This window comes from Psychrobacter sp. ANT_H56B (genome assembly GCF_008369245.1).
In the GTDB taxonomy this organism is placed as follows: Bacteria; Pseudomonadota; Gammaproteobacteria; order Pseudomonadales; family Moraxellaceae; genus Psychrobacter; species Psychrobacter cryohalolentis.
In genome coordinates this window covers 31,517-53,669 of sequence record NZ_VOBF01000001.1, presented here as the reverse complement: position 1 = coordinate 53,669, position 22,153 = coordinate 31,517, and the positions used below count along the sequence as shown (strand labels likewise).

The window sequence follows — 22,153 nt, the reverse complement described above, 5'->3', positions numbered from 1 at the left end:
TATTATTACGTTCAATAAAAGATTGTACTGCTTGTTTTTATTTATAGTTAATTATGAAAGGAAAACTCTATGACTTGTTCTACGGTTCTCATCACTCATGTGGTCAACGATGCAGTTATTGAAGGTTTTATCCCCGCCTTATTGAAATCGAGGCACGTACCTGACAGTCAATTGATTATCATAACCGATGATAAAGATGCACACATGGATGCGTTAATAGCGACGCCTTTAGGGGCGCAAATCAGCATCCTTGAATGCGATGTATTTAACCCTCTAGCAATCATTGATACCTTAAATAATTATCATATCCTGCCCAATCTCGTCTTTAGTAATAGCGACCATCTACAAGCCGCAACCGCTGTGGTCGCTGAATTTTTCCATTTGCCTAGTAAAGACTGGCGTCACTGCTTGGTTTTTAAAGACAAGTACTTAATGAGAACACAGCTGCATTCTGCTTACTTATATCAAGCCGGCTATCAGCTGCTAACCGCCAAAGATTTACACCTTGAGAATCTCAGCATCAGCTTTCCTCTGGTCGCTAAACCCAAGCAAGGCGTCGCTAGCATAGACGTTCAGCTTTGTATGAATAAAAACGAGCTACTCAGCTATTGTCAAAGTTTTTGGCAGTCAAAAACCCTGCCTATTTTGGTTGAGTCCTATGTGGCTGGGCGCTTAATTACGTTAGAGACACTCGGAGATGGTGAGCGTTTGGTGGCGGTAGGCGGCTTTGAGGTGACATTGACCGAACCGCCACATTTTGTAGAGCTTGATGCGGTTTGGAATACGCCTTTATGTGTACAGTACCGTGAGCGCTGTTTGTCGATTCTGCAAGATATCGGTGTTGGGCTTGGCGTCTGTCACAGTGAGTTTATTATTACCCCAACGGGCGAGGTACATTTGGTTGAAATTAATTATCGCAGCATCGGCGATGGTAGAGAGTTTCTATTACATGGTATGGCGCACTACCCTTGGTTTGATACCATTGTTAGATTGCATCAAGGGATCAGCATTGCTGAGTTAGAGGCCGAGTTCGGGTCACTCGCCATCAGTACGCATGCACGCATTCATTACATTGTTGCACCTCAATCTGGCACGATTCGATCTGCTCCTGCCTCATTTAAAAAACAAACCCAACAAAGTGTCATTATCCATCAGCCCCTAAAAAAACAACATCAAACCATTCATATTACCCACTCTAATAAAGACTATTTAAGCCGACTACTGGCTTATTCCGATTGCACAAATACCATGAATGACGTACTAAGCGATGCCATAGCAAGTTTGCAATGGCAGTTTAAATCATAAAAATTTTAGACCCACTTTTACCGATTTAACTTTTAGTTTTTAACTTGTTATATTTTGAGAGCTTATAATGGACAAACAATATATTACCGAACGCTTTATCAACACCTGTATCCGCGAAGACGTCTATGGCTTGCTGTCAGATAGCACCATTATGGAAACAGAATTTGATCTTTCTCATCTGCCAGAGGTGTTAAAACAGCAGAAGTTGTGGCTAAAGATAACTTCGTCCAATCAAACCGACTGGTTGCCGATTGTAGCCAGTGATTATATGCAATATTGGCAACTTGCCAGCCCAATGTGGCTTCAAAAAAACTCAGGCGATTACCTCATCAAGCATGACTATCAGGATTTTGTAGCCATTCTCAAACAGTTGCCAGATGCCTGTGAGACTGCGCTCGACAGCTATCTGCTTGAGCTTGATTGTGCTACCGAACACCGAGCGTTAGCGCGCCAAGGGTTTGAGTCTCAACGCTGCAATCTTGAACGCAATATTACTGGATACCCAAGCTGGTCTGAGCGTTTATTATACGCCGATCAAGTCGCCTCGTATTTGGATCACCCTTATTATCCGACTGCCCGAGCCAAGCTTGGTCTGGACGCGTTTGATATCGCAGCCTATAGTCCAGAGTTTGCACCAACCTTTAGCCTACATTGGGTTGCTATCTCTAAAGCTCTAAGCACCGTCAGCGCCAAGCTACCTGATGTTTGGCCAAGCTTTACAGACGTCGGTCTCAGTCCGAACCTCCAACAGACGCATCACCTATTTCCAGTACATCCGTTAACCTTGCCGCTGCTGCACCAGCATGTTCTCAAGGATACTTCGCTGCAAATTATATTGGCACCCAAGTCTGCGCTAAGCGTACAACCAACCTTATCTGTGCGCACGGTAGTGTGCTGTGCTGAGCCAAATATTCATATCAAAGTACCGCTCATCGTCCGCACCTTAGGCAATAAAAACGTGCGCTTAATTAAGCCTTCAACCATTTATGATGGTTACTGGTTTCAACGCACCTTACGATTGATTGAAAAAAATGATGCCGCGCTGCAAGGGTGTTACACCCATTGCGATGAAAGCCTAGGTGGTCATATGGGCGATGATAAAACTCTCGCCTTTATCGTCAGGCGCTATGATGATATTAATCTAACCAATAAAACTCCTGTACCGGTAGCGGCGTTTGGCAGCGTCATGCCTGATGGTCGCCCCTTTATCAGCCACTTAATTGCACAGTTTTATGACGGTGATAGTAAGCTTTGGTTAAAAGAGTACATCCATCTGTTATGCCATGTTCATTTGACGCTTTGGATCAAATACGGCATTGCGTTAGAAGCCAATCAGCAAAATGCCGTCATTGTCTTTTATCACCATAGCCGCACGATGACCTTGCTCATGAAAGACAATGATTCTGCACGCCTTTATCCACCACGATTTAACGCTGGCATGGCACAAGTTAGTTTAGGCGATGTGATAAATAGCAGTGCTATTAATGACATAAAGGATATTAAAGACCAACGTATTGTCGTTGAAGATGAGTTGGCATTAGCGCAGATGTTTTTGACCATCACGCTCCAGCTAGACATCGTTGCCATTATTGAGATGATGAGCGCCCATAACATCATCAACCGTCATGACGCCTATCAAACCTTAATAGACTGTATTGATACGACCTTACACAGCCTCTCTAAACAAGGTTACGACATCCATCTTGCCAAGCAAGTCTTATTAGAGAGCCAGCACTGGTATATCAAATACTTATTGTCTGCTGGTAGTCTTTTGTCAAAAGAGCAATCTGGCGCGACTGATATCAATAAGTTCTATGGCAAATCAGCGCCCAACACCTTAAAACTTATGCAGCGACACAAACAGGATTCCTAATGAGCTATCGAATTATGGTGGCAATCGTCTTATGTTGTCACTACCTGTCCGCGTTTTCTGCGTTAGGTATGCCACTGTTTTTACCAATCATGCTCCAAGAGCTAAATGCGCCATTGCAATCAGGCTGGGTTGGTTTGCTGTTTATATTACCGACCCTAATGACTGCCATCGCTGCCAGATACTGGGGACGTTTTGCCGATACATATGGTCGCAAAACATCCTTGTTGCGGGCGGAGTTGGGGTTGACGGTGGGGTTTTTGATATGCGGATTTTCTCAGTCTTTATGGCAGCTCGTCATAGGGCTGAGCGTTCAGGGGCTTTTTGGTGGGACAATGGCTGCCTCAAACGCATATTTAGCCACCAGTATCACTGATAAAAACGCCTTAAAACAGGTGTTGAATTTCACTCAATTCTCAGCACGACTTGCCCTGATTACGGCCCCGATTGGGCTGGGTTTTTTGGTACACCATTACGAGGTGTTAAGTTTGTATCGCGTGCTTGCCATCCTGCCGCTCTTAGCATTACTACTCAGCTTTTCGTTAAAGAAAGACGTTATCGCAGCAGGCAATATCGGCACAACCGCAAATACTACCGAATTGCCAAAAGCATCTACAAGAACCAAAACCAACAACATTAACAGTAACACAGCTAAAAGCGATAAAAAGAAGACTCAGCACTCAGTGCAAGCAATAACGGGCACAGCTTTTTTCGCCAATCCTTATCTGTTTATATCGGTGCTGCAGTTTTTCTTGGCCTTTTGTATGGTAGCGACTTTCCCCTATTTTTTGCCATTTGCCAAAATTTTTGGGCTTAGCACTTCTCAAATAGGACAGTTATATGCCATGCCTCATGTCATGTATCTGATCTGTCAGCTGCTCTATGGACGTATCAGCCAACGCCTGCCAGCAATGTCCTTAAGCCTTGGCTTTACGGTATTAGCAAGTGCGGTTTTGCTGCATTTGACGGATTATCTTCTCTTGATTTGGTTGGCTAGGATGCTATTTGGCGTGGGCATGTTTATGTGTTACCAAAGCCTGCATGCGCAAATGGCGGATACCAATCAGTCTAAGCATAGCGGCAAAATATTCTCTCGCTATGATGCGCTAGCAAAATGGGGCGGCGTGCTAGCAGGATTGTCGGTCACTTTATTTGTACCGATATTTGGTTTGCTCTCTCCTTTCGTTCTCTCAGCAATGATGGCAGTTATCGCGATAATAACCATAAAAATATATCAAGAAAAATATAGCAGTATTGTGTAGAGGGCACTATAGACAAAAATCACTCTAAAAACATCTAAAAAAGACTTCACTTATGAAACCAAACTCTTCACTATCGAACAGCACGATACCAAATTTTCTACCACCAAGTAAAACAGTTGAAAATACCCCAGTGCCAAGCCTGCTTTCGCAGTACCATCAGTATAAGTCTGAGCAGCATGCACTGACAAATATCATCAATTGTTATCTTCGTGAGTTTGCTATCCCCAATCAAGACCTAAGCATTGATGAGTCTGATGACGACTTACCACTATGTCTACGTGATAACCGCGCCTGCCTAAGCACGCGCCTATTAGCGATTCGATTTCCTTTGGCTAATGAGATCGCTTCTGCAAAAATCGTATTGCCAGTGGCGTATTTTAGTCACTTAGGCAAGTGCCAGCCAAGCGGAGCGCCTTGGCTAAAAGCTCGCGGTCAATCGTGGGCGTGCCTCAACATTCATCAATTGGTCGATTATCTGCACAGTTATATTGCTACGCGTTATCAAATCGATATCAACCAAGAGCTAAAATACCAGATTGATAATAGCATCAGGGTGACAACCGCTTTTTTGCAGGCCTCTGCCAACCACGCTACTGACTACCATCACGATTTACAGCAAGATAAATCTACCGTTAATGGCTATATAGATAGCGAACAGGCATTGCTGTGGGGTCATGCGTATCATCCGTCGCCGAAAAGCCGGCAAGGGGTCGATATGACGTCTTTATTGGCGCACTCGCCCGAAACCCAAAGCCAGTTTGCTCTGTTTTGGTTTAAGGTTGATTCCTCCCTCGTCAGCTATATTGGCAAAGACACCAAAACCGTACTGCGCAATATCGCTCGCACGTTACTTGCTGACGCTGACTACTTACCAGAGTCTATTAATTCAGATACTGATAGTTTACATCCTGATAGCGACACCGATTGGGTTTACTACCCTTGTCATCCGTGGGAAGCCAATGACATCTTGGCAAATCCCACCATCAAGCGAGCAGTCACATCAGGATATATGATACCGCTTGGTCTGACAGGTAAGGCTGTATCCCCAACCTCATCGGTGCGCACCTTATATCATCACCAGCTATCACATTTTATCAAATGCTCTATCCATGTTCGTCTGACCAATTGCATTCGCAAAAACGCTTGGTATGAGCTCCACAGTGCCGTGTATTTGAATGCTATTTTAGAAAAAATTGATCACAGCAAGCGTCTGACTGCGCCAGCTTTTAAGCTGATGTTAGAGCCGGGGGCTGCCACCCTTGATATGAGCGCCAAATTCCCCGATGACGATTCCAGCTCGACTCAGTTTATTACCGAGTCCTTTGGCATGTTATTTCGAGAGTCATTTACGACGGATGAAATTAAATATCTTAAGCCACAAGTTGCTGCGGCCTTATTTACGGAGGATAGGTTCGGAGACAGCGTCATCGAGCGCCAGCTACAAAAACGCTGCGTACACACTGGTCAACGTGATAACGAGCATTCATCTTATGACACTCTAGCCTGCTTATGGTTCAGCCGTTATGCCCATACTTTAATTGATGGCACGTTTGATTACTTCTTTAACCATGGCGTTGTTTTCGAGCCGCATTTACAAAACACGGTAATTGGCTTTCATCAAGGGCTACCGACATGCGTCTGGATTCGAGATTTGGAAGGCACCAAGCTGGTTGATAGCCTGTGGTCACTTGCTGACGCGACTGGTTTATCCGAGCGCTGTAAACAATCCATCCGCTATTCTAAAGCAGCAGGATGGTCACGTATTGCCTATTGCGTTTTTGTGAACAATCTTAGTGAGGCCATCTTTTATTTATGCCGAGGTGCACAATCAGCGGAGACTTTAGAGGCGCGACTTTGGCAGCATGTCAAAGAGATATTGATGAATTGGCAGCTGGTATATGGCATTCAGCCTGAAATTCAGGATTTGTTAGCCGGTGGCAGCTTACCCAGCAAGACCAATTATAAAACTCGATTACTTACGCTTGCTGATAAACATTCTGCCTACGTGATGCTTCCTTGCCCGTGGCAGTACTCTGTGCTCAACGCCAATAAAGACAATATAAAAACTCATAAACCATCTAAATCAAAAGTTGCCTAAAATGATGACAAACGCGACAACAACACACTTAATCGAAACATCAGATAAGCATTCGCTTCCTCAAAAAATAATTGACTGTATCCATAATTATGATGCGCAGCCGTCACCGCTCTGTGCTTACATTTATGACTTGGAAGCTCTAGAAGAGCGTATAACAGCTATGAAGCGCTGCCTGCCTGATAACACGCAGCTGTTTTATGCCATAAAGGCCAATGCTGAGCCTCAAATACTATCAACCTTAGCAGAGCATGTAGATGGGTTTGAGGCCGCTTCTGCAGGCGAGCTCAATTGGCTACAAACCCACCAGCCAAACCACTCTATTATTTTTGGTGGACCGGGCAAGCTGACCTCAGACTTACAGCAAGCCATACAACAGCAAATCGATACCATTCATGTGGAAAGTCTGGTCGAGCTGACTCGAATCCAGATATTAAGTCAATCTTTGCAGCTTCCCGTCCGTATATTTTTGCGGATGAATATTGATATTGGTGATATCGGCAGCAGTAAGCTGGTCATGGGCGGCAAGCCTACCCCCTTTGGGCTAGATGAAACCCATCTCAAGCAAGCGCTAGCTATCATCGACTCAAGCCCATTTATTGAATTTTGTGGGTTTCATTTTCACTTGATGTCGCATCAATTATCAGTCGAGCGCCATCTGCTATTAATGCAGCGCTATATGGAGATGGTCAAGAAATGGCAACAGAATTATCCGTCGTTGCCCTCAAAACTGATTATCAATGTGGGCGGCGGTATTGGTATTCACTATGATCAGCGGCCGCAGCATTTTGAGTGGGAAGTATTCTGTCAACAGCTTGCCAGCATTTTAACGGCAAATCCGCAGTTTACGGTCAGGTTTGAGATTGGACGTTTTATCACTGCGCCCTGTGGTTATTACGTCATGGAGGTACTGGATATCAAAAAAAATCTTGGCGAGACATTTGTGATTGGTCATGGCGGCACGCATCACTTTAGAACGCCCGCCGCGCAGCAGCACAATCATCCTTTTTTCATCGTGCCGCGCCGCATGAGCCAAACACTGGAAAACCAGTTGCTAGAAAATCTAATAGAGCAAGTTGCCATCACTGGCACTAAGGCAACCCTTGTCGGTCAGCTTTGTACGCCCAAAGACATACTGGCAAAAGATCAATGGATTGAAGCGTTGCATATCGGCGATTATCTTGTTTTCACATTAGCAGGGGCTTACGCTTGGAATATTTCTCACCAAAACTTCTTAATGCATCAGCCACCCAAAATGATTTTTTTATAAAAGGATAAGGCTAATTTAATATATAAAGAAAAATATGCGTCTTTGCTAGGCACCGTCAATAATTAAGAAAGAATGAAGCTGATTTCAGTGTGACAGTTCGGCAGGTAAGGTTGTGGCAAAAGTCGAACAAAACGGATATAGTCAGTCCTAAATAAAATAAGTACAAATATTATAACACGCTACTGGGATAAATTTTTCTTGCTTACTGTGCCTGCGCAGACAGAGGCGGCGCAAAACTTATCCTAGTAGAACTGTGGTTGATTTATAGTGGATTGACTATATATCAAATCACTTGTGATGTATAAATTACAACTTTAAAAAACCACAGTCTGCGATCCGAAAAGGCGGTAATGGGTGTAGTCCTAAAAAAGGAACTGGTGAATCTACCATATTACCTTCTATTTTAAATACTGCCTGTCCTATGCGCTCATACTCTTTTACTACACGCTTAATAAACTGGATACTAGCATCTGTAGATTGGAATGATTAATTAACTTGAGTGATTGCTCAAATATATCTTGAACATTTATTTTAGTCCAGTTAAGATGATTATTGCTACATAAATTACTCCTACTTCTAAACACTTCTAAAGGATAAATCATGCCATCAAATTACGGACAAAAAATTCAAGCCAGTGTCAAATTCCCCGATATAAACGTACAAATGCTAAATGGTGATATAAAGTCACTAGGTACGCCTGATAACGGTCATGACTGGAAATTGGTCGTGGTGTATCGAGGTCAACATTGTCCGATATGTACTAAATACCTCAACCAGTTAGAAACCGTAAAATCGTCATTTGCTGATGCGGGTGTCGATATCATTGCAGTATCAGGTGATAGTAAAGAGCAATTAGAGAGTCATTTAGAAAAATTAGATATCGACTTCCCTATTGCCTATGGTCTGACTGTTGAGCAGATGAATACGCTAGGACTTTATATCTCAGAGCCACGTTCAGAGAAAGAGACTGATCATCCCTTTGCAGAGCCTGGTGTGTTTGTGGTTAATGCTGATGGAGAAATTCAAATCGTTGATATCTCCAACGCACCTTTTGCTAGACCTGAACTTGAAGCCCTTGCGAATGGTTTAGCCTTTATTCGAAAAAATGACTACCCTATTCGCGGTACGCATCGTTAGGCTCACTGTAAAAAATAATCCTTAATGACTGCATGAGTCTTTAAGGATTATTTGTATTTTTCATTGCTTTTATGATTGTCAAACTAAGACCTCCACAGGATAGGATCAGGTTATGCTCAAATTTTATTTTCATCAAACCCCAAACCCGATGAAAGTAGCTGTCTATCTCGAAGAGACTGGCTTGCCATGTGAGTTGATCGCTATAGATACCTTAAAAGGCGAACAACATACCTCTGAGTATCGCGCTATTAATCCGAATGGTAAAACACCGGCCATCGAAGATAATGGCAAACGTGTATTTGACTCTACTGCTATCTTGATGTATCTCTCCGAAAAAACAGGGAAATTAGCCGGTAAACCAGAAGATCGTGGCGAGATGCTGTCATGGTTGATGTTTATAGCGACAGGGTTAGGGCCGTTTTCTGGTCAATCCGTGCATTTTAGACATAAGGCACCAGAGAAAACGCCTTATGCTATCAATCGTTATCTTCGTGAAGCCGAACGTCATTACGAAGTGTTAGAGACCCACATGGAAGGTCGCGAGTATCTGGTTGGCGATGAGTATTCCATCGCTGATATTTCAGCTTGGGGGTGGATTGATAAAGCAACCGTAGTGTTAGGCGAAGAAGGTTTAGATAACTATCCTAATCTAAAGCGCTGGTTTGCAAATATAAGTGCCCGTCCTGCGGTCCAAAAAGCCCGAAATATTCCTAAAGGCATCGAGTTTAAGACCGAGTTTGATGATGTGGCAGCACGCGCGCTATATCCTCAAAACTTTGCTAAACCCGATAAGAATACCTAACAGCCAAAGAACGACTATCAAGTTAGAGGAATAATTGGCATAGGGTAAGAGTACGGAATATGATGCTCACATGATTAAGATTGGTGACAGCGATCCATTCTCATCGGGTTTTGTGGCGATCCACCCTAACTCTAAGATTCCATCAGCTGTGTAAGAATACGCGCTCATTTACCCAACTCAAGGACGAGACATGAAAATCCTCAGAACTCCCGATTCGCGTTTTGCAAACCTACCAGATTACAACTTTGACCCGCACTATCTAATGGTCGACGACAGCGAAGACAATGAGCTGCGTGTGCATTATTTAGACGAAGGACCAAGAGACGCTGATCCAGTGTTACTGTTGCATGGGGAGCCTTCATGGTGTTATCTATATCGTAAAATGATTCCGATACTGACTGCAGCGGGACACCGCGTTATTGCGCCAGACCTCCCCGGTTTTGGGCGCTCAGACAAACCCACGTCTCGTACTGACTATACCTACTAACGTCATGTCAACTGGATGCAATCCGTACTCGACCAATTAGATCTGAATAACATCACTCTGTTTTGTCAAGATTGGGGTGGACTGATTGGTTTGCGTTTGGTTGCAGAAAATCCAGACCGATTTGCTCGGGTAGCAGCTGGCAACACCATGCTCCCCACCGGCGACCACGATCTAGGTGAAGGTTTTCGTAAATGGCAACAATTCTCGCAGGAAATACCTCAATTTCATGTCGGAGGGACCATCAAGAGCGGTACCGTTACCAAGCTATCACAGGCGGTGATTGACGCCTACAATGCGCCATTTCCTGATGAATCCTATAAGGAGGGTGCTAGACAGTTTCCACTGCTTGTACCCTCGACGCCGGATGATCCTGCTTCAGAAAATAACCGCGCTGCATGGATTGAGCTGAGTAAATGGACAAAGCCCTTTATCACGCTGTTCAGCGATTCTGACCCAGTGACTGCTGGTGGCGATCGCATTATGCAAAAACTCATTCCCGGCACCAAAGGTCAAGCACATACGATTATTGCCAACGGCGGACATTTTCTTCAAGAAGACCAAGGTGAAAAAGTGGCTAAGCTTTTGGTCCAATTTATTTATGATAACCCGAGATAATTCATTATCACCCTAAGTTACTTAAAGTAAAAAATATACAGAACTTTGCGCTATTTTCTATAGTTTTTTGACAGCTTTTGCTTTTTGTTAGTCATGCTAAATGCTTCATTAAACCACTAGTTTATCTCTGCATCTTCTTTAACATAGATCCTATTCGATCATGATACTGAAAGCGACTACACTAATACGCTAGGATAGTGCTATATTTCAAAACAATAAATATCCACGCCCCTACTATTAAGGACCGACCAATGAGCAGAGGATTTACCCCACAAGAAGGCTCTTGCTCCTGTTATAGCAATACTTATACAATCAACAATCAGCCCATTGGACGCTTTATCTGCCACTGCACTATTTGCCAAGAATTCACCGGCCAAGCTTATAATGATGTGACGATTTTACTTAAACCCGATGTGAGTTCATTAAACCTTATCAGAACCAAATTTCGCCGTTGGAAACTCCCACCAAATATTAGCCGCGGACTTTGTACCCGTTGCAATAAACCCAGTATAGAAATGGCGTTGGGCGGCAATCTAATATTAATACCCACAACAAATTATCCTGATATGGCGGCACTACCCAAGCCAACTATGCATCTATTTTATAATCGCCGCACCAGCGATATAGAGGATGATTTGCCCAAGTACAACGGCTTTGTGCAAAGTCAGGCGATGATCTTGAAGGCGCTTGCTCAAGGTATGTATAAGAGAGTCAGTAAACGCTAGTAGTATTAGCTTTGATAGACTCTACCAATTATCATTTGGAGCCCAATATGACTTCAACCGCAGTAGAAATTACGGTAAAAAACGCTGCCGATATCGCTATTATCGGCGGTAGCGGTCTGTATCAAATGCAAGCTTTGACCAATAAGCGCAGCGTTAAAATTGAGACACCCTATGGTGAGCCATCTGATGACATCGTGCTCGGTGAACTTAATGGCGTCACAGTTGCATTCTTAACGCGACATGGTCAAGGACACAGGTTAACCCCCTCTGAGGTGCCTTATCGTGCCAACATCTATGCCTTAAAGACTTTAGGCGTACTCTATATCGTCTCAGTATCAGCGGTTGGCTCATTGCAAGAAACGCTGAAACCACTAGATATGGTCATCCCCGATCAAATGATTGATATGACTAAGCAGAGAGTAAGCACGTTCTTTGGAGATGGTGCGGTCGCCCATGTGTCAATGGCTGACCCTTTATGCCCTGAAATAGCAGACATCTTGATTCGAGCTTATGACAACGCGGATATTGCCGATGGGCAGTGCCACGCAAAAGCCACCTATGTCTGTATCGAAGGACCTCAGTTTTCAACTCGCGCAGAATCACACTGGTATCGGCAGATGCAAGCGGATATTATCGGTATGACCAATATGCCAGAAGCTAAGCTGGCACGCGAAGCCAGCATCGCCTATGCAACGTTAGCGCTAGTGACAGATTTTGATTGTTGGCATCCAAATGAGCAAGCCGTCAGTGCAGATTATGCTATACAAAATCTAATGAAAAATGCAGACAACGCGCAGCAAGTCATTAAGCAAGCTGTGGCATTAATTGCATCCGAACAGCCGAAATCCATCGCTCATACTGCTTTGACCCAAGCATTAGTCACGCCTGTTGAAGCGATGAGCGCAGAGACTAAGACAAGACTTGCAGCATTACTTCCGTAGAGGTTAAAACCTTAGACACTTATAATGTTCTGTCAAAAATAAAAGAGGCCTTCAAACTATTTGAGGGCCTCTTTTATTTTTGACAGACAGCTTTTTGGAGAGATAGCTTTTTCAACATCATACAGGTTTTATTTTTAGCAACAGCTTCCTGAATTAACAAACGGCCCAGACACTATGTTCGCTTGATGACCAAACGGTAGGATATCACCACAACCTGCAAAAATACCATAGTGACGACTATCATCGCCAATAAAATCAAAATGCTTAGCAAAGCGTGATTCTTTTAGCATACGAAAAGTATTACCACAGACAGGGAAAACGCGACCTGTCTCAATCGTATGATGTTTATCTAAATTAAAATGATGCGGTAGCTGGTCAATGGTTCCGTGATAGATGACTGCTTGACCGTGGTCTTCACAAGCATCTTCCAGCGTGGCAATCTTGAATAATCGATAAGTAGCGGAAAAAAACTGAATATCGCCAATCTTAGCAGCAAGTAGCGGATCGGTGATTTCAAGCGGACGATCTTCAACCAAACGCGGGTCTAAAAAATCAGCATGTCGCGCTAAGCGCTCAAAATCCTTCCAGTATAAGGCACCACTTAAACACTCTCCATAAAGGACAGGATCATTGACTAAATGCTGCGGGATACGGCGGTCTGCATAGACATCAGAGAAGTAAAACTCACCACCAGGCTTGAGCAAACGCTGCACACTGGCCATCACCGCTGCTTTATCAGGCGATAGGTTAATAACACAATTTGAGACAATGATATCGAAGCTATTGGGGTCTAAATTGAGCTCATCTAGCTTTTCGATGTAGCCCTTGAGAAAAGTCACATTGTCGTAGCCAAATTTATCCACATGATAATTTTGATGCTGCTTTGCAATGGCTAGTTGTTCATCTGTCATATCGACACCGACCACATGACCTGTACGTCCAACCAATTGTGCTAATGCATAGACATCACGGCCCGAACCGCAGCCCAAATCTAGGATACGGCAGCCTTCAAGTAGCGCTGGGCAGACCAAGCCACAACCATAATATCGACTTAGAACCTCATCATGAATATTCGCTAACAAAGGCTTTAACCAACTTGGCATATTGCTAATATCACAGCATGCTGACGTTTTCAAATCCTCAGTACTTTGTAGCTGCTTGCCATAATAATCTTGAACGACCTCATGCATAATAACTTCCTTGTTAATAATAAAACGGCTTAAGCAACCTTATTCAGCCCCCTATATCAGGGTCATCCTAAAGATAAGAAATATGAACCATATTTAAAGAACCAGCTAATCAAGAGCCTATTTTTTCAAGCCAACCTACGGGCAAATGTTTTAAATCTGTAGGCTCATCAATGTCGTGCAGTGGGTCTAATAACGCCAATGTCCAACTCAATGCTGCAATACGTTGTCGAGTCACTGCTGCCACGCTGGCAGTGCTCCACTCAATATCCGAAAATAAACTGGCATCAACTTGCTTAAACCCTAAGAGCACGTAACCGCCATCTGAGGCAGGAATCATGACCGTATCAGACTGTTCTAATTGCTGCACTGCATCTTGAATACGCACTGGCGTTAAGCTTGGGCAATCCGTGCCAATCAATACCACCTGTTTAAAAGTATTTAACGCTTGCCTGCTAGCAGCTAACATACGTAACCCTAAGTCATCATTTGCTTGCGCTGACCACTGCAATGACTCAGGTAAACCAAGCGTCTGCCAACATAAATCATTTGGCGCTGGACTCACACACAGCTCGACGCTCAATCCGGTTGCTAGTGCCTGCTCAACGCTATGCAATAACAGCTGTTTTGCTATAAGTGATGCACCCTCAAGACCAAGCGCAGGCTGCAAACGTGTCTTTGCCATACCACGAGCGGGGAACTTGGCGAAGATAATAATAAGCGCGTCTGTTTGCATAGCATCTCTTGGCATAAGTATTTGAATTTTTATTATTACAAGTTGAAATGGTTTGAGCGCACTCTAGGATTCTTCACGGCTAATAAAGGCAATTGTTAGCTACTAAGTCTTATAATAACGCTGCTTAATAATATCAGCAGAGACACCGCGCCAGTAATCAAAACGCAGATGCCACATCAAACCTATCGTGCGCCAAGTTCCATATTGTTGCCAGCGCCGTGCCGAAGTTATTACCTTGCTTCGTAGACAAGCCGGCTTACCAACAGCTTTAAGACGTTTGCAAAGTTCAATATCTTCCATAAGTGGCTGCTGAGGGTAACCACCCAGCTGCTCAAAAAGTGGTTTTTTGATAAATATCGCTTGATCACCCGTTGCAATCCCACTAAATCTGGAACGCCAATTAATCATCTGGCTGACTACCTTTAGCATCCATGCAGAACTGTCCAAACGCACATCGAAACGCCCCCACGCGGCGTGCCTGACGGCTGATGTAATATCAGCAATAGTGTGGTTCGGCAGCTGCGTATCCGCATGCAAAAACAACAACACGTCACCCGTTGCTAGCTCAGCACCTGCATTCATTTGCAGCGCACGTCCAGCGGCGGACTCTGTTATTTGCCAATCAATAACCTGTCCACTAATAACGGATGGACTGATATCTATCAAACTTTCAATCAGTTCCTTGGTAATGGCAACTGAGTTATCTGTTGAACCACCATCCACTAATATGACCTGATAAGGTGCTGGATTCAGATGAGCAAGATGATCCATCAATTTAGGCAAATTATCCGCTTCGTTTAATAACGGTATTACGATAGAGAGTGTGATTGGCACAGCAGTCATTTTTATTAACGCCCAATTTATTTCTTATTCAACCGCCAATCATAATTGGTATAACTGACTTTTATTTTACCCTGCTCTAAGGCCTTCACTTGAGTACTATTCATTCCTAATGCTTGACTATAACGTCCCAAAAATCCTGCAACGTCATTAGTACCGCGCCAACCCATCGTAAAATCTTCTTTATACCATTTAAAAATTGGTGATACCTCAAGCGTATTGCCCTTCAAGCGATTACGGCTGCTGTCTGCCAAAAACTTACTGGTCACTTGCTCTAACTGCTTCTCTAAGCGCTTTCCAGTAAACGCATCGTCTAGGAGCGCAGGACAACCAATACTGGCACAATTAACCGCAAAGTGAATGCGTGGGTCGTTGTAACGCTTGGAGCCGCGAATCAGATTGTGTTCAATATCATCTAGCGAGCGTGTTTTACCCAATAGTGGAATGAAATTCTGCTTCCAAGGTGAGCTTAATACAGATCCAATATCTTTAATTGATTTGATATTTGGATACTTGGTGAGCACCAACTCCACCGTTCCTGCGTTATAGACATTGATTAAAAAGGCTAGCTGCTCATCTTTATTCCAACCGTTAAATTCAGATTGACTGACCTTACTAGTGGCAGCCATATAGCTATCTAATTTACTTTTATCTGACTGCATGCCAACATAATCAACTACCGACGCTTTGCCAGCATTGGTCATGGTTACATGTTTATCTAGCAACGTATCCCAACTGCTGTGATTAAAATCTGCATAGGCGGCTGCGCTTGATAACAAAATAGCGGTGGCAATAGTCGTTTTGACTATTAAGTTATTGAATAATGACATGGTAGTAACTCCGCTTAGATAGATAGATTTTTGCCTATCCTAATCTCATTTATTCCAGTTTTATCTAATCTACTCTAATAAAGCTATATAGCTGACTCTTCTAAAATACCGCCGCAGCTACTGCCCTGTCCTGCCGTACACCCATAGCAATGGTCCGCAATGGCAATATCATCACCTGCAGGATTTTGTGTTAATAAATCTCGTAGATGACGGCGGGCTTTGTTTGGTACCGGAATCTCAAGCTGCTGATTGAAATCGCAATCAAATAATTCTCCCAGCCAATTTACACTGATAGTCGAGCGACACATCACTTCGGTTAAATTGGACGCCACATAATTGGCTTTAAGTAAATCCATATAAGGATGGAACTGTTTTTTAGCCAATAAAACCGCACCAAAGCGCTGAATAGGCATATTGGTTAACGCAAATAGCTGATTAAACTCAATATCGAAGTGCGCTTTCAACTCGCGCTTATAATCCGCTTCTAGCTGCTGCTGATTGGGTGGTAGTGTCGCCCCTTGCGGGTTATACACAAGATTCAATGTCAAATTCGAACCAGATTTACCATAACCTAAAGCATTAAGCTTGTGTAGTCCTAAGATACTGTCATCAAACGCCCCTTTGCCGCGCTGCTTGTCTACGTTTTCTAATGAGTAACAAGGAAGCGAAGCAACAACCTCAACCTCATTGTCCGCCAAGAACTGCGCCATATCCTCATAACCTTTTACCATCAGAATCGTCAGATTGCAGCGGTCAATCACTTTGACACCCAGCGCTCGTGCCGCTTTAACCAAGTACTTAAAGTCTTCATGCATTTCAGGCGCTCCACCAGTCAAATCCAGTGTATCGATATTTTGCGCTTGTAAAATTTGTGGAATCAGCTCAACCAGCTCACGTGACATCATCTCTGTACGGTACGGACTGGCGGCAACATGACAATGCACACAGGACATATTGCATAAGTAACCCATATTCACTTGCAAGATTTTAAGCTCTCGCCTTTTAATAGTAGGAAAATCAGTATCTTCGAGTAATTCAATGGTAGATTTCATAGTAGTATAGAATCCAGTTGTCAGTCTTCTTAATTATAAATGGACATCATTAAATCTTTGGTATAGATAGTGTTTGTCTTATAAATCTACTGCTTGTATAAAGCTAATCTAATTAATAATACCTTATTTTTTCTGATGCATTGCCATTAATCTTAGATTATTGAACATTTATAATGTTAGCTATATATAAGGACAAGATGAAGCTGCGATATTTTCAAAACTTTGAACGACTTAAAAGCGTGTGCCATTCTCTCCTGAATAATGAGCCTTTTTTATCAGCTTATTATTCCATTATCCTTGCTTTTCTTGCGCTAATATTCCATTTATTTCCCTTATGTTTTTAAGTAAATACCTTTATAAGTGATTTAAAAACGCTTTTGTAACAGAAAAACAACACTTATCCCAATAAATCCGATGAACGTTACGATAAACCCGATGAGTGCCATAATAAAATTCTTGCTTAAGCATATAGTTTCGTTTAACTTATTCAGAGGATAGTTTAGATATATTTATATATGGATTATATATAATAAAAATTTAAATTGTCTCAGGAACCTCTCGGAAATATTTTAAAATCAACCATTTAGTAATGCAATATCCAAGTATATACCGTCTATATATTTATGATTTAAATACCCCTTAGCCCTCAAGTTTTTTTACAAGGATTCGTATGAAATATACTATACACGCTCTATTAGCAGCGATGGCTTTATGCGCAAGTGCAAGCGCTGTAGCCTCTAGTCACCGTGAAGCGCCCTCAATCACCAAAACGCCTAAAGTTGATGCCACTGACCTCTATATGTTTAACAGCTATGAGAGTGGCCGAGCAGATTACGTCACCATCATTGCTAACTATTTACCACTGCAAGATGCCTACGGTGGACCTAACTATTTTTCGTTAGATGATGATGCTCTATATGAGATCCACATTGATAACAACGGTGATGCGGTCGAAGACGTCACCTTCCAATTTGACTTCAAACAAACACTAAATAGCATCGAAATACCCTCAGGCGGTCCGTCAAATGTTGCGATACCATTATCTAACGCGGGCGATGCCTCAAACCCAGCTAACGTGCAAACCAGTGAAAGCTATGGTGTGACGATGGTTAAAGGTGATCGCCGTAGCGGCGCGCGTACACCACTGGGGAATTTTAACAAGCCATTTGACTATATCGGCACCAAGTCTTTTGCAGACTATCCAGGCTATGCAAGAGGCTTTATTCAACCGTTAAACTTAGGCACTTGTGGGGCTGGCAAGGTCTTTGTCGGTCAACGTGCTGAAAGCTTTGCTATTGATTTAGGCAAAGTATTCGATTTGATTAACCTAAACCCATTAGGTCCACGTGATGGCGGTACGAACGTACTAGCAGATAAGAATATTACCTCTATTGCAATGGAAATACCTAAAGCTTGTCTCGTTAATGCAGCCCAAGTAGATTTAGGCAATAATAAGAGAGGTGTAGATCCTGTGATTGGCGCTTGGACGACTGCCAGTGTCCGTCAGGCTACCTTAGTCAATCCTTCACCTGCTTCTGGTATCAGTACCACCGCTAAGAAAGGTGGTGCATGGACTCAAGTTTCAAGATTGGGTATGCCGCTGGTCAATGAGGTCGTCATTGGTCTTAAAGACAAAGACAAATTTAACGCATCAGAGCCAAAAGATGACGTGGCTAATTTCAAGAATTATGTGTTCTATCCTACGTTACCTGCTTTGATTCAAAAACTATATCCAAGTGCGCCAGCACCTACTAACTTCCCGCGTCAAGATCTAGTGACTGCGTTCCTAACGGGCGTTCCTACTATCAACAAACCAGCTAACAAAGCTTTAGTCCCAGCTGATATGTTACGCTTAAATACCACGACACCTACTGTAGTAGCGGCAAGTCAAAATGACTTAGGTGTTATTGGTGGTGATACATCAGGTTTCCCGAATGGTAGACGACCTGGTGATGATGTAACTGATGTATCGTTAAGAGTAGCGATGGGCGTCCTATGTCATGCTGGACTACCTCCAGAAGCTACTTGTGTCCCTGCTGATGCGAAAGCTGGTACAGCGCCATTTACTGATGGAGTCGTAAAATCTGCCACTGCTTTTGACTCAGTCTTTCCTTATCTAAAAACCCCTAATGCAGGCAGTCGCTAAGCTGAATCTAACCTAAGGAGAAACACCATGCGCTATGTACTTTTAGCGATATTGGTTACCGGATCGGCTGCTCTTACTGGCTGTTTCGGTGATAACGACAACAAGAACTTTGAGACAGGAAATCAGGGCAATCCCAATGTAGCAGCAGATCAAGCGAAGGCAAATCTAGCAGTCGAGAGAGTCTCTACCGTGATCAACGCCAGTAAGGATGTAAATACCGACGAACCGCAAGATATTGATCGGATTATCCTTCCCGAAGCCAATCTAGCAGAGCCTGTTGCGGTAACAGGTGCCAACGCCTCGTTGTAATCTGACGTGATATAAACCTGACACCTGATCAAACTCTTGATCAGGTGTTTCTTTATGTTTTGAGCTGAGAGATCTTATGAACTGGATTAAGCCCTTTATTGGACTACTACCGTTATTACTTATCGGCAGCCCCCTTCTTCATGCTGCACCCTTTATTCCAAAAAGCGACCAACAAATTCTTGAGACCTTACCCACCGATTCACCGCCGCCGCGCTACTCAAACTCAGACAGCTTCTTGTCTAGTGCGAGCACAGCCAGTCCTGAGCAAACCAGTCAGCTTTTAGAGCGCGCTTACTTACAGGGTGATCCACGTGCGCTGGGTCAAGCCCGAGCGCAGCTGGATCAAATAAAGGATCCGGATGTAGAAACCCTCATGTTACGAGCACGAGCATTGCAGGCAGATCACAAGTTCTCCGAAGCAAAAGCACAGCTAAAGCAGATATTAAGTAAAGATCCTGCTCATGCAGATGCGCTGTTGACACTCTCTTCTCTGCTTGTCGTACAAGGTCAGTTTGAGGAGGCAATAAGCTACTGTACAAAGCTCGATGATGCTTCTCTACGTGTCTATCAATTGGCATGTATGGCTCAAGTGCAGAGCATGACCGGTCAACTGACGCAAGCAAAGCAAACCCTGAATGGGCTCGCCAATCTTGCGCCCGGACTCGATGCATCGACCGCACGCTGGATTTACCTTATTCAGGCAGACGCTGCACTGCGTAGCAAGGATGTTGCGCTTGCTACTCAAGTCTTTAGTGTGATGGACACTCAAACTGTACCCGCACTCATGGCACGCGCTGATTGGCTATTAAAACAAGGAGACTATGAAAAAACGCGGCTATTGCTTCAGGATCATACTGACAAAGACGCGCTGTTGCTAAAGCTCATCACGGCTCAAATTCAACTGGGGGATCCTAACGCTCAGCAAAACTTAGGACTTATGAAAGAACGCATCGATGTATGGAAGATACGTGAGGAAAATGCCCACATGCGTGAACAGGCTACTTATGCCCTACTTGCTAACCAAATTAACCCAGCGCTGCAATTGGCTCGCGAAAACTGGCAACAACAGCGCGAAACGGCTGACATCGTGATCTATGCGACAGCAGCCATCAAAGCCGGTAGCAAAAAAGACATTGAGCTATTGCGCCAGTTTATGACAGACACACAATTTGAATACCCAGCACTCGAGCGCAATCTGCGTTTAGGAAAAATTAGCCGTTCAAGTAAGGAGACACCTTCATGAGCGCATTTATCAGGCTCATTTGGAGTCACACTTATCGTTATCTGACTTTATTCTTATTGGTGCTGACGTCTACGGCACTACAGGCACATGAATCTAGTACGGCTTACTTAAACTTAGAGCCCCTGAGCTCGTCGAGTACAGCAGATACTGCTTATAAGGCTAAGTACGAGCTATCGCTTCGAGACTTAGCTTTGCTGATAGATATAGACTCAAACCAAGACAGTCAAGTAAGTTGGGCAGAGGTCAAATCACAGACGACGCTTATAGAACAGCTTATTGCTGCTCAGGTGACATTATCAGCGGGCGATCAATCCTGCCAAACCACAAACTTTGCGCCACTAGCGATTAATACGCGTGGTGGCTTTAATTACTTACATACCGAATTTGAGTTGGGCTGCGCTGCTGCTATCTCAGAGCTTAACTATCAAGTTCTGGCAGGTATCGATGCTAACCACCGCTTGATACTGACGCAAGCTGGTAGCGAATTACCGGTTCAAGTATTGACCGTTGGACAAACTTCATTAGGTGCTGGGACAGACTCCGGCTGGTTCTCTACGGCGACAAACTTTTTGAAAAGTGGGATACACCACTTGCTGATCGGCTGGGATCATCTATTGTTTTTGTTTGTCCTTTTAATACCAGCAGTTTACGTGCGTAAGCAAAAACAATTGGTTGCCGTTGCCAAACCGCGAGTTGCATTACTTGAGGTATTTTGGATTGCAACGTCCTTTACGCTTGCACACTCAATTACCTTGAGCCTAGCTGCCCTTGGTATCGTCAGTATACCTGCCCGCTTTATCGAATCTTTAATTGCTCTGTCCATCGCATTCGCCGCGTTAAACAATCTGGTACCAATGTTACGAGTGCGAGCCGTCTATCTGGCCTTTGTTTTTGGTCTGATTCACGGGTTTGGCTTTGCCAATGTGCTCGTAGATCTGCCACTAGCAACAAGTGAGCGCGTATTGGCATTATTAAGCTTCAATGTAGGGATTGAGCTAGGACAACTAGTATTCATTGCCATAGTATTTCCGATCGCGCTGTTATTACGTCATACGCGTTTTTATAAATCGGTTATATTCTATGCTGGCTCTTTTGTCAGTATCGCCATTGCATTGTGGTGGTTTTTTGAACGAATAACGTGATTAAAAAGTTAAAATACATATAGGTTGTTCAACATAACATCGATACGTTATTGAATAATTTCGACTAGTTTTACAGCGATTCCACTATGTTTGCTTTTATCATAAACACGGTTTAAGACATTAGAGAAGGGGCTAAGATTAATAATCTTAGCCCCTTCT

18 protein-coding genes and 1 pseudogene are annotated in these 22,153 nt (G+C 43.5%); 14 read left to right on the top strand and 5 right to left on the bottom strand.

From position 1 onward, the window contains the following. Positions 1-69: 69 nt before the first annotated feature. The 10 genes and pseudogenes from FQ082_RS00230 (at position 70) to mtnP (ending at position 12,509) form a co-directional block, all read left to right on the top strand. Positions 70-1,305, top strand: coding sequence for an acetyl-CoA carboxylase biotin carboxylase subunit family protein (locus FQ082_RS00230; RefSeq protein WP_149491589.1), 1,236 nt, complete (start codon positions 70-72; stop codon positions 1,303-1,305). Positions 1,306-1,372: 67 nt separating this feature from the next. Next, complete coding sequence (locus FQ082_RS00225) at positions 1,373-3,178, top strand: IucA/IucC family protein (RefSeq protein ID WP_149491588.1); 1,806 nt, start codon at positions 1,373-1,375, stop codon at positions 3,176-3,178. Beyond that, entirely contained in the window at positions 3,178-4,437 is a 1,260-nt protein-coding gene (locus FQ082_RS00220) for an MFS transporter (RefSeq protein ID WP_149491587.1), read from the top strand. Before FQ082_RS00225 ends, FQ082_RS00220 begins: the two co-directional genes overlap by 1 nt. 52 nt (positions 4,438-4,489) lie before the next feature. Further along, positions 4,490-6,535 carry an IucA/IucC family protein gene (locus FQ082_RS00215; protein WP_149491586.1) on the top strand — a complete coding sequence of 682 codons (2,046 nt, stop codon included), beginning with the start codon at positions 4,490-4,492 and terminating at the stop codon, positions 6,533-6,535. A gap of 1 nt (position 6,536) precedes the next feature. After that, positions 6,537-7,802: a type III PLP-dependent enzyme gene (locus FQ082_RS00210; RefSeq protein ID WP_149491585.1), complete on the top strand. Its 1,266-nt coding sequence runs from the start codon at positions 6,537-6,539 to the stop codon at positions 7,800-7,802. A 600-nt stretch (positions 7,803-8,402) separates the two neighbouring features. Then, positions 8,403-8,939 carry a peroxiredoxin-like family protein gene (locus FQ082_RS00205; protein WP_149491584.1) on the top strand — a complete coding sequence of 179 codons (537 nt, stop codon included), beginning with the start codon at positions 8,403-8,405 and terminating at the stop codon, positions 8,937-8,939. 112 nt (positions 8,940-9,051) lie between these two features. Continuing rightward, the gene (locus FQ082_RS00200) at positions 9,052-9,741 is read left to right on the top strand and encodes a glutathione S-transferase family protein (protein WP_149491583.1); all 690 of its coding nucleotides are present in this window, start codon (positions 9,052-9,054) and stop codon (positions 9,739-9,741) included. Between the two features lie 190 nt (positions 9,742-9,931). Beyond that, positions 9,932-10,843, top strand: a pseudogene (locus tag FQ082_RS00190) (haloalkane dehalogenase). A gap of 251 nt (positions 10,844-11,094) precedes the next feature. Beyond that, entirely contained in the window at positions 11,095-11,568 is a 474-nt protein-coding gene (locus FQ082_RS00185; RefSeq protein ID WP_149491582.1) for a GFA family protein, read from the top strand. 47 nt (positions 11,569-11,615) lie between these two features. Beyond that, on the top strand, positions 11,616-12,509 hold the full coding sequence (mtnP, locus tag FQ082_RS00180; protein WP_149491581.1) for an S-methyl-5'-thioadenosine phosphorylase: 894 nt from the start codon (positions 11,616-11,618) through the stop codon (positions 12,507-12,509). A gap of 134 nt (positions 12,510-12,643) precedes the next feature. Here the strand turns inward: mtnP and FQ082_RS00175 are convergent, their stop codons facing one another. The 5 genes from FQ082_RS00175 to arsS form a co-directional block, all read right to left on the bottom strand. Further along, a complete protein-coding gene (locus FQ082_RS00175; RefSeq protein ID WP_149491580.1) occupies positions 12,644-13,699 on the bottom strand; it encodes a methyltransferase domain-containing protein in 1,056 nt (351 codons plus the stop codon). 109 nt (positions 13,700-13,808) lie between these two features. Then, positions 13,809-14,432, bottom strand: a complete 624-nt coding sequence (locus FQ082_RS00170) for a TIGR04282 family arsenosugar biosynthesis glycosyltransferase (protein ID WP_149491579.1) — start codon at positions 14,430-14,432, stop codon at positions 13,809-13,811. Between the two features lie 102 nt (positions 14,433-14,534). Then, a complete protein-coding gene (locus tag FQ082_RS00165; RefSeq protein ID WP_149491578.1) occupies positions 14,535-15,275 on the bottom strand; it encodes a TIGR04283 family arsenosugar biosynthesis glycosyltransferase in 741 nt (246 codons plus the stop codon). A 17-nt stretch (positions 15,276-15,292) separates the two neighbouring features. Further along, positions 15,293-16,102, bottom strand: a complete 810-nt coding sequence (locus tag FQ082_RS00160; RefSeq protein ID WP_149491577.1) for a DUF547 domain-containing protein — start codon at positions 16,100-16,102, stop codon at positions 15,293-15,295. Between the two features lie 83 nt (positions 16,103-16,185). After that, positions 16,186-17,154: an arsenosugar biosynthesis radical SAM (seleno)protein ArsS gene (arsS, locus tag FQ082_RS00155; RefSeq protein WP_149491576.1), complete on the bottom strand. Its 969-nt coding sequence runs from the start codon at positions 17,152-17,154 to the stop codon at positions 16,186-16,188. Between the two features lie 670 nt (positions 17,155-17,824). Here arsS and FQ082_RS00150 point away from each other — a divergent pair. From FQ082_RS00150 to FQ082_RS00135, 4 genes are all read left to right on the top strand, one after another. Next, entirely contained in the window at positions 17,825-19,300 is a 1,476-nt protein-coding gene (locus tag FQ082_RS00150; protein ID WP_149491575.1) for a DUF4331 domain-containing protein, read from the top strand. Positions 19,301-19,327: 27 nt separating this feature from the next. Beyond that, positions 19,328-19,609, top strand: coding sequence for a hypothetical protein (locus tag FQ082_RS00145; protein WP_149408333.1), 282 nt, complete (start codon positions 19,328-19,330; stop codon positions 19,607-19,609). A 76-nt stretch (positions 19,610-19,685) separates the two neighbouring features. Beyond that, a complete protein-coding gene (locus FQ082_RS00140; protein ID WP_149491574.1) occupies positions 19,686-20,852 on the top strand; it encodes a tetratricopeptide repeat protein in 1,167 nt (388 codons plus the stop codon). Next, positions 20,849-21,994: a HupE/UreJ family protein gene (locus FQ082_RS00135; RefSeq protein ID WP_149491573.1), complete on the top strand. Its 1,146-nt coding sequence runs from the start codon at positions 20,849-20,851 to the stop codon at positions 21,992-21,994. The genes FQ082_RS00140 and FQ082_RS00135 overlap by 4 nt, the downstream gene beginning before the upstream one ends. Positions 21,995-22,153 lie beyond the last annotated feature (159 nt).